Source organism: Thermocaproicibacter melissae, assembly GCF_024498295.1.
GTDB classification, from domain to species: Bacteria; Bacillota; Clostridia; order Oscillospirales; family Acutalibacteraceae; genus Thermocaproicibacter; species Thermocaproicibacter melissae.
The window spans coordinates 688,933-703,318 of record NZ_CP101827.1 but is presented as its reverse complement, the minus strand read 5'-3'; the positions used below and the strand labels follow the sequence as shown (position 1 = coordinate 703,318).

Genomic DNA, 14,386 nt, shown 5'->3' with positions numbered 1-14,386 from the left:
CCAAACCAAAAAAAGAAAGACAAGCAAAACGCCATCTGCCGCACAAAAAAGAAAGACGTCAGCTCGGGCAAATGGAAATAAAATGCAGGATTTACAGGCTGTACGTCAAAAAAATCAGCGGCATGCAATTATTCAGTTTGCAGTGGCAATTCTCATGGGCTGCTTTGTTCTGATTTCCGGTGACCATATTTGGCGCTGGTGCCACAATTTATTGCTTGGTTTGTTCGGAAACTGTGCCATTCTTTGGCCGATTCTCTTGCTTTACATATCAATTATCACATCGCTTGAGAAAAGGACGGAACGGATCACCTCCAGAATCATACTCATGTCATGTACCATTATTCTGTTCTGTGCAACGGTCTATGCTTTTTCCATTTCTTCGCCAGTGACCTTAAAATCAATGCCTGAAAAGTTGATTGCTCTGTATGGCAACGATAACTCACATACTTCCTCTGGTCTTTTCGGCGGCCTGCTCGGAATTCCGCTTGTCTGCGCTTTCGGTATGCTTGGAGCACGAATTTTTTTGATTCTTGCTCTGTTTGTAGTGTTGATGATTCTGACCGGAACAACACTGGTCCAATTGTTCAAGACAATTTCAAAACCGGCGGACACCGTCGTAAACAACATCAATACTGCGCGTGAAAAGAAACGGATTGAACGCAACCGTCTCAATGCTGAAATCGACATTCCGCTTGATGATGAAATGCCTGCGCATCCTGTACATTCTCCGTCGGTTCAAAAAGAGGAAAAGCCGAAAAAGAATGCCGCAATCGAACACCTGAAAAAGGTGTTCTCGATTGGCGACGGAACAGAGATGCCATCAACCAATAAGCAAGAACCGGAAGCTGCTCCCGTCAATTATGAACCTGCACCGGACATCAGCCCGCAACTTCCTGCAAAGCATGAGATAACTCCCCCAGCAGTTTCTGCGGAGACCCCTCAGCAAGAGAAAGTTGCTTCTGTCCCAGCAGTTGAGCAGTCTGCTCCTGAACCGATCCAAGACGGGCAATATCATATTCCTCCCCTTTCCATGCTTGAGACAACAAAAGGCCCTGCTCAGGAAGATATTCAAAGTGAAATTAATTTCATCGGGAACAAGCTTGTTGAGACACTGCAAGACTTCGGGGTTAAAACTTCTTTTATAGGTTACAGCCGCGGCCCTGCAGTTACCCGCTACGAGCTTCAACCTGCAGCCGGCGTAAAAATCAGCAGGATTACCAATCTTTCAGACGACCTCTCTATGAATCTTGCCACAGCGGGAATCCGTATTGAGGCACCGATTCCCGGCAAAGCCGCTGTCGGCATTGAAGTTCCGAATAAAAAGACCACAGTCGTGCGAATGCGGGAGCTCATTGAAAGCAACAGCTTCCGATCCTCAAAAAGCTATTTGACCGTTGCTCTTGGGCGCGATATTGCCGGTGAAACCGCGATTGCCGACTTAGCCAAAATGCCCCACCTGCTGATTGCAGGTGCCACGGGTTCCGGTAAATCGGTGTGCATCAACTCCATGATTATCAGCCTACTATACAAATCCACACCGGATGATGTACGCTTTCTGATGATAGACCCGAAAGTTGTTGAACTCGGAATTTACAATGGTATTCCCCAGCTTCTCGTACCGGTCGTTACCGACCCGAGGAAAGCTGCCGGCGCGCTTAGTTGGGCTGTCACAGAAATGTTGAAACGTTACAAAACCTTTGCAGCAACCGGAGTCCGCGACCTGAAAGCCTACAACGCCTATGCTGCTGTCCACGATTACAAGGCCGAGGACGGGCAGCCATTGGAAAAGATGCCGCGCATCGTTATTATCATTGACGAGCTTGCCGACCTGATGATGGCTGCACCGAGCGAAGTGGAAGATTCCATCTGCCGTCTTGCACAGATGGCCCGTGCAGCCGGAATGCATCTTGTCATTGCAACGCAGCGGCCTTCTGTTGACGTCATTACCGGAACGATTAAAGCAAATATTCCGAGCCGAATCGCGTTCGCCGTGTCGTCTCAGGTTGACTCAAGAACAATTCTGGATATGGGCGGTGCCGAAAAGCTGCTTGGACATGGTGATATGCTGTTTTCCCCTGTCGGCTCACAGAAACCGAAACGTATTCAAGGATGTTTTGTGAGCGACAGTGAGATTGAATCCATTGTTAATTTCGTCAAGAAATCGAAGGAAGCGGAATACAGCGAAACCATCGTACAGGAAATCGAACGCAATGCGGTTGAAAAAGGCAGCGACAGCAAATCCGACGCCTTGAATGAAGATACCGACCCCATGCTTCCGGAGGCAATTAAATATGTCGTTGATTGCGGACAAGCTTCCACCTCTTCCCTGCAGCGTCGTCTGCGCCTTGGTTACGCACGTGCAGGCCGCCTAATAGACCAGATGGAGCAAATGGGTATCATCGGCCCGCAGGAGGGTTCAAAACCTCGCCAAGTTCTGATTACATACCAGCAATATCTGGAAATGACGATGCAGAAGAACGATGCTGCGGACGCCACAAAGGTCTCGGATACAAATGGGTGATAACCACATAAAAAAGCGCAGGTGGAGGCAGCTTGTTTTAATAGTACTGTTCGTACTGGCACTCCTGTCCTGTGCTCTGGCTTTTCTCTTTCCCGGGGATGCGTCTGAAAACTGGAAAAAAGTTTTTCAGTTTTTCGGCCTTGGCAGGTTCTCTGACTGTGCCGATGGCTCACCGCTTGCCGTTCATATTCTGGATGTCGGCAAGGCAGACAGCATTTTCATCGAATGTAATGGTCATTACATGCTTGTGGACGGCGGAACGGTTGACCGCGGCAAGCAGGTTTCTTCCTATCTGAAAGGCCGAGGTGTTCAGTCTTTGGACTGCGTTGTAAATACGCACCCAGACAGCGACCATATCGGAGGCCTGAAAGAAATTTTTGAAAGGTTCCGCGTTTCGCGCTACCTATCACCCTCGCTTCCTCCTGCCCTGCTTCCCAAGTCAACAGAGTATTTGGACGTACAGGCAGCACGAAAAAGGGCAAATCTGAAAGAGGAACATCCCGCGGCAGGCACTTCTTTCTCGGTTGGGCCAATGCGCGTGTCCGTTCTCGGGCCAATTGCAGCCGGAACGAACACAAACAATAATTCCATTGTTCTCAGGCTGTCCTTTGGTGAGACTAGCTTTCTTCTGATGGGCGACGCGGAAAAAGAGGAGGAAATGAGCCTGCTTGCCTCCGGTGTAGACCTTTCCGCAACAGTCCTGAAAATCGGTCACCACGGGAGTGACACATCAAGCAGTGAGGCGTTTCTGCGAGCTGTAAAACCGAAATATGCAGTCATCTCGGTCGGCGATGATTCCAATAATCTGCCAAAAGTCGCCGTTTCCAAACGATTATCGGACAATGGGATTACCGTTTACAGGACAGACCTCAACAAAACAGTCATTTTTCTCTCTGACGGAAAATCTGTATCCGTGAAAACAGAGGAATAATATATAAGGGGATTTTATGATGAAAACACTGAAAATCGAACGCATGGAAGGCAACTACGCAATCTGCACGGACAAAGCGCAAGCAAATAAACATAAGGACAAAGATAAGCAAAGATATTTCGGCATCCAGATTTCCGAACTTCCAAAAGGCGCTGCTCCCGGAGATACCATTGAAATTGATGAAGAAACCGGAACCCTCACCATCGTAAAGGCAGTAGAGAAATAAGCAAAAACTGGGTCAGGAAATCGTGTTTCCTGACCCAGTTTTTATCTGTGCAGAATCGAAATTTTTGTTGGATTCATAGGATGCATATGAACATTTTCGACAAGCCCCAGACCGAAATAGAGGCATGCTGCTGAAGAACCGCCTGCACTGAAGAACGGCAGCGTTACACCCATAACAGGAAGTAAATCCAGACACATTCCAATGTTGACAATCATTTGCGCCGCAATCATGCCGAAGAAGCCCATGCAAATGGAACTTCCGAGCAAATCGGGACTTTTGCGCGCAATTCTAAGGGTTCTCAAAAGCAGTAGAAAGAGTAGAAGAATAATCAGACAGCAGCCAATAAAACCAAGTGCTTCACCCGCTGTGGAGAAAATCATGTCGCTCTCTTTTTCGGGAACCATTCCGCTCTTTACACGAGGAGCATTATTCAGCCCTCTACCCCACAGGCCGCCGCTTCCGATGGAAATGCGGGCCTGCTTTTGCTGCCAGATAATATCCTTCAAGGAATCATCGGTCGAGTCCAGATGATATGCCCCGAGCATTCGCTGTTTTTGGTAATCCTCCAAAACATATTTCCAAGCCAGCGGCAAAGCGGCAGCGATGATGGCAAACAATGCGACGAAGTAACGAAGCTGAATCCCCGCCCCAAAAGACATGGTGAGGAACATAAGGAAGAAAATCATTCCGGCGCCGTCGTCACCCTGCAAATGCGTTAATGCCATTGGTATAAGCGCGTGACAAGCAAGAAGAAAAACATGCAGCGGAGATTTCAAAAGCCCCCGCTCTTTCAGAACGGACAAATGTTTTGAAAAAGTAACCATAAAGCCGATTTTTACCAATTCACTGGGCTGAAACGAGGTACTTCCGAGCATAATCCATGCTCTTGCGTTTACACCGCCGGTGTTTGTGACAGCTCCTCCGAACTTCACAGTATACAGCATTAAGACTACGCACAATGCGGCAATGATATACCAAATTGCTGCCAAGTCATGATAATCAATCAGTGAAATGATAATCGCTCCGGTATAGCCGATCAGAACCGCTACAATCATCGTAGAGAAATAGCTTTTTGACGGGAGCGAATGAAGCAAAATAAGGCTATAAGCTGAAATACCTATTGCAATTAGCCAATATATCTTGTCTGTTTGTTTGATGTAATTTCCCACAGATCTTAAAATCCGCATGACTTCACCTCTTCGCTTTATTATAGAAGAAATCTGATGGACATGCAAGAAATACAGCAATTCATCCGCACTTATTTCCTGAAACTTTGAATTGTGATATACTTAAAATAATTATGGATAATTGGAGGATATCGGATGTTGTCGGATATTGAAATTGCGCAGCAGGCAAAACTCAAGCCGATTACCCAAATTGCGGCAGAATTAGGGCTTCATGACGAAGATTTTGAACCGTATGGAAGATACAAGGCAAAACTGAATGACTGCCTTTATAATCGCCTCTCGTCTAAGAAAGACGCTAAGCTGATTCTTGTCACTGCCATTAACCCCACTCCCGCCGGCGAAGGAAAAACCACTGTCTCTATTGGACTTGCCGAAGCTATGGCGAAAATTGGAAAGAAAGCCGTTCTCGCTTTGAGAGAACCGTCATTGGGTCCGGTTTTCGGCATAAAAGGAGGAGCAGCCGGCGGCGGCTATGCTCAGGTTCTCCCAATGGAGGAGATTAACCTTCATTTTACCGGAGATTTTCATGCAATTACCTCTGCGAACAATCTTCTTTGCGCCCTTTTGGACAACCATATCCAACAGGGAAATTCCCTCGGAATCGACCCGCGAAGAGTTCAAATTTCTCGCTGTATGGATATGAACGACAGGCAGCTACGCGGAGTCATCGACGGCCTTGGCGGAAAAACAAGCGGTGTTCCGCGGCAGGACAGCTTCTGCATCACGGTAGCGACCGAAGTGATGGCCGCCTTCTGCCTCGCCTCCGACTTGATGGATTTAAAAGCACGCCTCGGCCGAATTCTCGTCGCATACACATTTTCGGGTGAACCGGTTTATGCAAAAGACTTGAAAGCCGAAGGCGCAATGGCCGCTCTACTGAAAGATGCCATTAAGCCGAATTTGGTGCAAACTTTGGAAGGTACTCCGGCAATCATCCATGGCGGTCCGTTCGCTAACATTGCTCATGGGTGCAATTCCGTCCGCGCAACCCGCTTCGCCATGAAGCTTGGTGATTACTGCATTACTGAAGCAGGGTTCGGTTCCGACCTCGGCGCTGAAAAGTTTATGGACATTAAATGTCGTCTCGCTGGAATCAAGCCAAGCGCTGCAGTTCTTGTAGCAACAGCACGCGCCCTAAAATATAACGGAGGAATTCCTAAGGCAGAAACCGCAAATGAGAACCTTGACGCTTTGCGAAAAGGAATCGTAAACCTCGGCGCTCACATCAACATTCTGAAGAAATTCGGCTTACCGGTCATTGTGGCAATTAACCGGTTTGAAACTGATTCGGAGCGTGAATTAAGTTTCATGGAAGAATATTGCAGAGAAAACGGCGCAGAATTTTCTCTGTGTGAAGTATTTGCAAAAGGCGGTGCAGGCGGCGTAGATCTTGCCGAAAAAGTCTGCAAATTGGCTGACAAGGTGTCTTCTTTCCACCCCATCTATCCGGATGATGCTCCGATTAAAGAAAAAATTGAAACCATCTGCCGTGAAATTTACGGCGCCGACGGGGTTGACTACTCCAGCAAAGCGGAGAAATCTTTGCTGGAAATCGAAGCTCTCGGCGGGCAGCATCTGCCGGTCTGCATTGCAAAGACCCAGTATTCCCTCTCCGATAATCCGAAATTGCTTGGAAGGCCAACCGGTTTCCGCGTAAGCATCCGTGACCTGAAACTGAACAACGGCGCTGGCTTTGTCGTTGCATACGCTGGAGACATACTAACCATGCCTGGCCTGCCGAAGCATCCCGCGGCAGAAAACATAGACGTTGACAGTAAAGGAAATATTACAGGGCTTTTCTAAGCCTTAGGTGAATGAGCGAATATGTATGAATTAATAACGAAATCACCCGCTGAGACCGAAGCTTTCGGCAAAAAACTCGGCGAATTGCTAGGGCCCGGCTCAGTGGTTGCTCTCTTTGGCGAAATGGGTGTCGGCAAAACAGCATTGACACGTGGAATCGCTGCCGGCCTTGGCATTCCGGAGGGAGTGTCCAGTCCTACCTTTGCGCTTGTCCATCAATATGATGGGCGTTTGCCTGTGTATCATTTTGACATGTACCGCGTAGAAACCTGGGATGATCTTTATTCTACGGGTTTTTTCGATTATCTTGACAGCGGCGGAGTCATCATTATTGAATGGAGCGAAAATATTGAAAACGCGATTCCCGAAAATGCCATTCGGATACATTTGAAGCGCGGGAAAAGCGAAAATGAACGCATCATTTCCTGCGAAGGAGTAGATTTATGATTATTCTTGCGGTTGATTCATCGGCTGTAGCGGCTTCCGCCGCACTTTATGAGGATGGAAAAATTCTTGGCGAATTTTATTGCAACACAGGTTTGACACATAGCCAGACATTAATGCCGATGATAAACGGCCTTCTGAAAAACAGCAGAATTCCGCTGGAACGTGTGGATTTATTTGCTGTTTCAGCCGGGCCGGGTTCCTTTACCGGAATCCGAATTGGAATTTCCACTGTAAAGGGACTTGCTTTTCCAACAAATAAACCATGCATCGGCGTTTCAACGCTCGAAGCAATGGCTTGCAACCTTTCTCACCTTGATGCAACAATCTGCGCTGTTATGGACGCAAGGTGCAAACAAGTTTACAACGCTATCTTCCGCTCTACAGGCGGAAAGCTGGAACGTCTAACAGAAGATCGGGCCATCTGCGCAGAAGATTTGGCTCACGAATGTGAAAAATATACTAAACCGTTGATTCTTGTTGGTGACGGCGCAAATTTGTGCTATAATGTCTATGGCTTTCAGGCACAAGGTGCTCGGCTCGCACCGGAACCACTGCTTTTTCAGCACGCCAGTGGAGTTGCAAAAGCAGCAATTTCTGCTTATCAGAACGGTCTGGCTGTTTCTGCTGATGCACTGATGCCCATATACCTTCGTCCCGCGCAAGCGGAACGAAATTTAAATAGAAAACGGAGGAATACATTGCTATGATTGCACTTGGAGCAGACCACGGCGGTTATAAACTAAAGGAAGCAATCAAGAAATATCTTGACGAAAACAAAATCAAATATACAGATTTTGGCACAAACGATGAAACATCGGTTGACTATGCTCCGATTGCCGCAAAGGTTGCTCATTTTGTTGCGGACGGCAAAGCGGAAAAAGGTATTCTTTGCTGCGGAACCGGAATCGGCATGAGCATTGCGGCAAACAAGGTAAAAGGCATTCGTGCCGCTGTCTGCGCTAATGCTTACTGCGCTGAAATTACGCGTCATCACAACGATTCCAATATTCTTTGCCTCGGCGGCCGGGTTATCAACGAAGAGCAAGCAGTTGAATTTACCCGCTTGTTTTTAGAGGCTCCTTTCGACGGTGGCCGTCACCAGAGACGTGTAGATGAAATTGCCGCCATTGAACGCGGAGAATTATGAGAATTAATGCAGGGAATTATAAAAATTAACGGAGGCAAAGAACATGGAAAATCAAGTCGTAGTTATGCGGCATCCGCTGATACAGCACAAATTAACCTATCTTCGTGACAAGAACACAGGCTCCAAGGAGTTTCGTCAGCTTGTCAGCGAAATCGCAATGCTGCTTTGCTATGAAGCTACTCGTGACCTTCCTTTGGAAGAAACAACAATTGAGACACCTGTTGCGAAAGCTACCACAAAAGTCATTGCAGGACGTAAACTCGCTTTTATTCCCATCTTGAGAGCCGGCCTCGGAATGGTTGACGGTGTTCTTTCGCTTGTTCCAGCAGCAAAAGTTGGCCATATTGGTCTCTACCGTGACCCTAAGACCCTGAAACCAGTGGAGTATTACAGCAAACTGCCTCATGATATTGATCAGCGCGACGTCATTGTTCTCGACCCGATGCTGGCTACCGGTGGTTCATCCATAGATGCTGTAACCATCATTAAGCGCAGCCATCCGAAGAGCATTAAGTTCATGTGCATCATCGCGGCGCCCGAAGGGATTAAAGCTTTTACGGAAGCTCATCCGGATGTGCAACTCTATTGCGCAGCAATTGACGATCACCTGAACGAGCATGGTTACATTGTCCCCGGCCTCGGAGACGCTGGCGACCGAATTTTCGGTACTCTCTAATTGCTACATTAACTAAGAAAGCGGCGATTTCTGGAATCAGGAACGCCGCTTTTGTTGTTTATGAAATAATCTCTTGCTGAGGTACAGGGTGACAGGAATAAACAAGGGAATATTTTTTTCGGAGAGATTTACAACAGGTCTCAGCTTTTTCATATTCACAGAACAGACCAAAAACAGCGGAACCGCTTCCGGACATGCATGTTCCTTCGCAACCGTACCGCAGCATTTGCCGCTTAATGTCTGTTATCTCCGGCGGAACACCCGCTTCTTCAAATGCATTTCCGAGGGCTTTGCCAAGTCTTTCAAGATCGTTGGTCTTTAGGGCCTCAAGGACCGAAGGCGTATGCCGTTCTTCGCTGTTTCCTTTTTTATCATAAGCACTGTATGCTGCTTTCGTACTGATTCCGACATCAGGCCTGCAAATGACAATATGGCAATCAACCATCGGCGGAAGCTGTTCTATGTTTTCTCCGATACCGGTAACATGAGCTGTCCCGCCTTCAATGCAAAACGGAACATCGGCGCCGGCAGAAATTGCAATCTTTCTCAACTGCTCTGCTGTCAAGTTTGTACGGTATAAGCGATTTAACAGTTTCAAAGCGGCTGCGGCGTCCGCGCTGCCTCCGCCAAGGCCAGCCTGTCTCGGAATCTTTTTCTCAATTGAAAACAGCAGTCCGTCCTTTTGCGGAACTCCTGTTGCTTGAAAAAATGCCTTTGCCGCACGAAAAACCGTATTCTCTTCCCCACACGGAACATCATTTTCATTACAGATTATCTGTAAACCACCCGACTCGCTTCGCGTGAGAGAAACCATATCAAAAAGGGAAACGCTTTGCATTACCATATCAAGAGTATGGTATCCGTCCGGTCTTCGTCCGATGATGTCCAGAGACAGGTTGATTTTAGCAGGGGCAAGTAATTCCATTATTTGCCCACTCTCTTTTTCACGAAATGTTCCATGCGAGACAGCGCTTCCATGATATGCTTTGTGGAATAGGAATAAGATACACGCACATATCCTTCCCCGCAGTCGCCGAAGGCATTGCCCGGAACAACTGCCACACGCTCCTCACGAATCAATTGCTGACAAAACTCTTCCGACGTGAGTCCCGTACTCTTGATGCACGGGAAAACATAGAATGCGCCTTCCGGCTCAAAACAGGTAAGCCCCATGTCATTCAGCCCGCTGACAATCAGGCGGCGGCGCATATCATATTGCTCACGCATTTCAATAATGTCGTTCTCGCCGTTTTTCAAGGCCTCGATTGCCCCGTATTGTGCGGTAGTCGGAGCGCTCATAATGCCATATTGATGCAGTTTTGTCATTTGCTTGATAATCGGCTCCGGAGCTCCCGCATAGCCAAGCCTCCAGCCTGTCATGGCAAATGTTTTGGAAAACCCGTTGATTGTTACCGTGCGCTCACGCATTCCGTCAAGGGAAGCAAAAGCCACATGGCGGGAGTCTCCGTATGTCAATTCACTGTAAATCTCATCGGAAATCACCATCAGGTTATGTTCTTTGACAACCTCTGCCACCGCTTCTAAGTCGCTTCGATGCATAACCGCTCCGGTTGGGTTGTTGGGGTAAGGCAGAATCAAGATTTTCGTTTTCGGCGTTATCTTCTGCCTCAGAGCATCTGCTTTCAGGCGGAAGTTATCTTCCTGCTTTGTTTCCACAATCACCGGAATACCTCCGGCCATTTGTGTCAACGGCTCGTAACAGACAAAACTCGGCTGCGGAATCAATACCTCATCGCCGGGTGTTACGAGGCAGCGAAGTGCAAGGTCAATTGCCTCGCTCCCGCCGACGGTTACCAACAGCTCCGTTTCCGGGTTATAATTAATATGATAATGCAGATTAATGAATCGACTGATGGCGGAGCGAAGTTCTATGAATCCGCGGTTGGGAGAATACCATGTTTTACCCTCTTCCAGGGAATCAATTGCCTCCTGGCGGACATGCCACGGTGTCATAAAATCGGGTTCGCCGATTGAAAGAGAGATGACATCGTCAAATTCGCTTGCAATGTCAAAGAATCTACGGATACCCGACGGCTTTAACGCCGTCACCCTAGAATTCAGGAAATGCTCATAGTCAATCACCGAAGACACTCCTTCGCTCATCCTGCTCATCGGCTGAATTCAGGATAACATTATCGTCTTTATATCTCGTAAGGATGAAATGCGTTGCCGTGGAGAGTACGGAGTCTAATGTAGAGAGCCTTCTCATGACGAACATGGCAATGTCCTGCATGCTTTTCCCGCGGACCTTTACAGCAAGGTCGTAACCCCCAGAAACCAGATACACGCTTTCGACCTCATCAAATTGCATAATGCGGTTTGCGATTTCATCAAAGCCGCGGTCACGCTTCGGGGTAACCCGCAGTTCTATCAAAGCGCTTGCTTTGTTTTTATCCACCTTTTCCCAGTTGATAATTGCTTTATAGCCGCGGATGATGCCTTCCTTCTCGTAACGGGCAATTTGCTCTGAAACTTCTTTTTCAGACATATTCAGCATAGAAGCAATCTGGCTAACCGTCAGACGTGCATTTTCGCTGAGCAAAGAAAGTAACTGATTCATAACACAACATCCTCCTTAATATTTATCCGATTGGCAGTGATTTTGGTTCATGAGAATCATAAATCATGTAGTGGCGGAAACCTGCTCTATACAAGATATCCATTCCCTGCTCGATTCCCGCGCCGACGTCAGCCCAACGGTGTGCGTCGGAACCAAGCGTGACGAGCTTTCCTCCCAGTTCGCGATATCTTTCGAGAATCGGCAAATCCGGAAGTGACGTATTCAGGCTCTGGCGAAAACCGGAGGTATTGACTTCAAGGGCTTTGCCTGTCCGAATCAGTGCTTTCAGCACCTCATCAATTCGTCCATCCCAGCGCCCCTTCTGAATGGCAATATGATGCTCGCCAACAATATAGCGCCACGGATAAGTCAAATGGGCAAGAGAGTCAAACCTTCCCCATTCGATGATTTCGAGAATCTCATCAAAATATCTTTCCAGCAGGTCGTCCACATCTTCGTATATGTAGTTCAAGCAGTAGAAATCCTGCTTCTTTCTGATATTATGGACCGATGCAAGCACAAAGTCAAATTTACAGGAATCCAAAATCTCATTTGCTGCGCTTAAGTTTTGCATCGCCTGTCCTAGTTCAATGCCGGTATATACATGAAGCCTTCCGCCAAACACGGCAGCGGCCTTTTTGGCTTCAAAATACGACTGAATCGAAGATTTATCGTACCCCTCTTCATGGAAAGCGTTACATTCACAATGGTCTGTTATCGTCAGCGCATAAAGCCCTAGCCTAACGGCGTTCTCGCACATCATCATTGCAGTATCACAGCCGTCTTTGCTGCAATTGGTATGTACATGACTGTCTGACAAATATCTGTATTTCATTGTTTCCTCCGTGTCTTTCATTTTCGAGTACCTTGATGGACGAATCTTATACTTTTTTATATACTAACATAATGCGAGAAAATAATATAGAGATAAAATTACATTTTCACGAATTTAGGTCCGATAACTTTTTTCAGCATCATTCATGCAACCTCCTTGTCAATTCCTTGACAAAAGCATCCCTAGTGCTCATAATAGTAAAGATTCATAAATTATACCGATATATTGGAGGTTCAGCCCATGCGCGCCGTAATCACAGTAATAGGAAAAGATATGGTAGGAATTCTGGCACGTGTCTCCGCAATCTGTGCTAAGAACCAGGTTAATGTGATAGAAGTGACCCAATCGGTTTTACAAGATCTTTTCGCAATGATTATGCTTGTTGATATCTCCAAATGCACGGTTCCGTTCAGCCAGCTTTCCGACGAGCTGACAAGCGTTGGCAATGAAATGAACCTTAAGGTTCATGTGATGCACGAAGATATCTTTAACTCTATGCATCGAATCTGATTCTATCTGAGGAAGTGCCGTTTTATGATAAACTCACATGACATTTTGGAAACAATCCAGATGATCGACAACGAAAATCTGGATGTACGAACCATTACGATGGGAATTTCCCTTCTGGACTGCATTGATTCCGACATAGAGAAAGCCTGCGACAAGATTTACGACAAAATTTGCCGCTATGCCGGGAAGCTGGTTGAAACGGGAGAATCCATCAGCAAAGATTTCGGAATTCCGATTATTCATAAACGTGTTTCGGTTACGCCGATTTCCATGCTAGCTGCTGCTTGCCCCGGAAAAGATCCAATACGTTTTGCCTTAACGCTCGACCGCGCGGCGCGTGCAATCGGTGTCAATTTCATTGGCGGCTATTCCGCTCTGGTGCACAAAGGCTTTTCTCCGGGAGATTACGCCCTCCTGCAAAGTATCCCGGAAGCATTGAGCCGAACGGAGTTCGTTTGCTCCTCCGTTAATGTCGGAACGACAAAAGCAGGCATCAACATGGATGCCGTAGAAAAAATGGGACACATTGTTCTTGATACTGCAAAAGCGACGAAAGACCAAAACTGCATTGGTGCTGCTAAACTTGTTGTTTTCTGCAATGCTCCGGAGGATAATCCGTTTATGGCAGGGGCCTTCCATGGCACTGGCGAGCCTGACTGTGAAATCAACGTCGGCGTTTCCGGCCCCGGTGTTGTGCGTGCTGCCTTGGCAAAAGCACCCGACTGCGACATCACGGAAGTAGCCAATATTGTAAAGAAAACGGCATTTAAGGTTACGAGGATGGGCCAGTTGGTCGCGCAGGAAGCTTCCAAGCGTCTCTCGGTTCCGTTTGGAATTGTGGACCTGTCGCTTGCACCGACTCCTGCCGTCGGCGACTCTGTCGCTCGTATTTTGGAAGAAATGGGCCTTGAAAGCTGCGGTGCCCACGGAACTACCGCTTGCTTAGCACTTCTGAACGACGCGGTGAAAAAGGGCGGTGTCATGGCTTCTTCCCATGTCGGCGGTTTGTCCGGTGCTTTTATTCCCGTCACGGAAGACGCAGGCATGATTGACGCTGCACGCCGTGGCTCGCTTTCCATCAATAAATTGGAAGCAATGACAGCTGTTTGCTCGGTCGGTCTGGATATGATTATCGTTCCCGGCGATATTACACCGGAGATTATTTCGGGAATCATCGCAGACGAAGCGGCAATCGGCATGGTAAACTCTAAGACCACCGCAGTACGACTGATTCCCGCAATTGGCAAATCAGTCGGCGAGGAGCTGAACTTCGGCGGACTTCTCGGCGGTGGGCCTGTGATGGACGTTAACCGGTATTCCCCTCTGAAATTTATTCGTCGTGGCGGTCGTCTGCCGGCACCTCTCCAAAGCCTCAAAAATTGACCATTCATTTGTTTCTCATTTTTTGGCATTATGTTGAGATTCATCCATGCCGTTTTTTGTTTTACTGGTAATTATAATCAATTGAACTTGAATTCCAGATTGGTACGAGATATAATATTATTCGCCATAATTCGGAGGT

The 14,386-nt window shown here is 47.4% G+C and carries 15 protein-coding genes; 10 read left to right on the top strand and 5 right to left on the bottom strand.

The annotated features are described in order from the left end of the window. Positions 1-82: 82 nt before the first annotated feature. Genes NOG13_RS03545 through NOG13_RS03535 form a run of 3 tightly spaced genes read left to right on the top strand, consistent with a single transcriptional unit; the run spans position 83 to position 3,678 of the window. Positions 83-2,521, top strand: coding sequence for an FtsK/SpoIIIE family DNA translocase (locus NOG13_RS03545; protein ID WP_283110902.1), 2,439 nt, complete (start codon positions 83-85; stop codon positions 2,519-2,521). Further along, positions 2,514-3,452, top strand: coding sequence for a ComEC/Rec2 family competence protein (locus NOG13_RS03540; protein ID WP_283110901.1), 939 nt, complete (start codon positions 2,514-2,516; stop codon positions 3,450-3,452). The genes NOG13_RS03545 and NOG13_RS03540 overlap by 8 nt, the downstream gene beginning before the upstream one ends. Positions 3,453-3,471: 19 nt before the next feature. Next, positions 3,472-3,678, top strand: coding sequence for a hypothetical protein (locus tag NOG13_RS03535; protein ID WP_283110900.1), 207 nt, complete (start codon positions 3,472-3,474; stop codon positions 3,676-3,678). Between the two features lie 41 nt (positions 3,679-3,719). Here NOG13_RS03535 and NOG13_RS03530 read toward each other — a convergent pair whose 3' ends face one another. Beyond that, a complete protein-coding gene (locus tag NOG13_RS03530; protein ID WP_283110899.1) occupies positions 3,720-4,865 on the bottom strand; it encodes an FtsW/RodA/SpoVE family cell cycle protein in 1,146 nt (381 codons plus the stop codon). 135 nt (positions 4,866-5,000) lie between these two features. Between NOG13_RS03530 and NOG13_RS03525 the strand changes: the two genes are divergently transcribed. Genes NOG13_RS03525 through upp form a run of 5 tightly spaced genes read left to right on the top strand, consistent with a single transcriptional unit; the run spans position 5,001 to position 8,938 of the window. After that, a complete protein-coding gene (locus NOG13_RS03525) occupies positions 5,001-6,668 on the top strand; it encodes a formate--tetrahydrofolate ligase (RefSeq protein WP_283110898.1) in 1,668 nt (555 codons plus the stop codon). A 21-nt stretch (positions 6,669-6,689) separates the two neighbouring features. After that, positions 6,690-7,115, top strand: coding sequence for a tRNA (adenosine(37)-N6)-threonylcarbamoyltransferase complex ATPase subunit type 1 TsaE (tsaE, locus tag NOG13_RS03520; protein WP_283110897.1), 426 nt, complete (start codon positions 6,690-6,692; stop codon positions 7,113-7,115). Continuing rightward, positions 7,112-7,822 carry a tRNA (adenosine(37)-N6)-threonylcarbamoyltransferase complex dimerization subunit type 1 TsaB gene (tsaB, locus tag NOG13_RS03515; RefSeq protein WP_283110896.1) on the top strand — a complete coding sequence of 237 codons (711 nt, stop codon included), beginning with the start codon at positions 7,112-7,114 and terminating at the stop codon, positions 7,820-7,822. The genes tsaE and tsaB overlap by 4 nt, the downstream gene beginning before the upstream one ends. Beyond that, positions 7,819-8,262 (top strand): ribose 5-phosphate isomerase B, encoded by a 444-nt coding sequence (gene rpiB / locus NOG13_RS03510; protein ID WP_283110895.1) that lies wholly within the window; start codon positions 7,819-7,821, stop codon positions 8,260-8,262. Before tsaB ends, rpiB begins: the two co-directional genes overlap by 4 nt. Positions 8,263-8,305: 43 nt before the next feature. Beyond that, positions 8,306-8,938, top strand: coding sequence for a uracil phosphoribosyltransferase (upp, locus tag NOG13_RS03505; protein WP_283110894.1), 633 nt, complete (start codon positions 8,306-8,308; stop codon positions 8,936-8,938). Between the two features lie 58 nt (positions 8,939-8,996). Here upp and ispE read toward each other — a convergent pair whose 3' ends face one another. The 4 genes from ispE to NOG13_RS03485 are packed head-to-tail and all read right to left on the bottom strand — an operon-like array spanning position 8,997 to position 12,354. After that, a complete protein-coding gene (gene ispE / locus NOG13_RS03500; RefSeq protein ID WP_283110893.1) occupies positions 8,997-9,863 on the bottom strand; it encodes a 4-(cytidine 5'-diphospho)-2-C-methyl-D-erythritol kinase in 867 nt (288 codons plus the stop codon). Further along, on the bottom strand, positions 9,863-11,038 hold the full coding sequence (locus NOG13_RS03495) for an aminotransferase class I/II-fold pyridoxal phosphate-dependent enzyme (RefSeq protein WP_283111143.1): 1,176 nt from the start codon (positions 11,036-11,038) through the stop codon (positions 9,863-9,865). Before NOG13_RS03495 ends, ispE begins: the two co-directional genes overlap by 1 nt. Further along, entirely contained in the window at positions 11,034-11,519 is a 486-nt protein-coding gene (locus NOG13_RS03490; protein WP_283110892.1) for an Lrp/AsnC family transcriptional regulator, read from the bottom strand. Before NOG13_RS03490 ends, NOG13_RS03495 begins: the two co-directional genes overlap by 5 nt. A gap of 22 nt (positions 11,520-11,541) precedes the next feature. Continuing rightward, positions 11,542-12,354 carry a histidinol-phosphatase HisJ family protein gene (locus NOG13_RS03485; RefSeq protein ID WP_283110891.1) on the bottom strand — a complete coding sequence of 271 codons (813 nt, stop codon included), beginning with the start codon at positions 12,352-12,354 and terminating at the stop codon, positions 11,542-11,544. Between the two features lie 240 nt (positions 12,355-12,594). On the opposite strand from NOG13_RS03485, the gene NOG13_RS03480 reads away from it, so the two are divergent. Together NOG13_RS03480 and NOG13_RS03475 are read left to right on the top strand one after the other, a co-directional pair. Next, the gene (locus NOG13_RS03480) at positions 12,595-12,864 is read left to right on the top strand and encodes an ACT domain-containing protein (RefSeq protein ID WP_283110890.1); all 270 of its coding nucleotides are present in this window, start codon (positions 12,595-12,597) and stop codon (positions 12,862-12,864) included. A gap of 24 nt (positions 12,865-12,888) precedes the next feature. After that, complete coding sequence (locus tag NOG13_RS03475; RefSeq protein WP_283110889.1) at positions 12,889-14,247, top strand: PFL family protein; 1,359 nt, start codon at positions 12,889-12,891, stop codon at positions 14,245-14,247. Positions 14,248-14,386 lie beyond the last annotated feature (139 nt).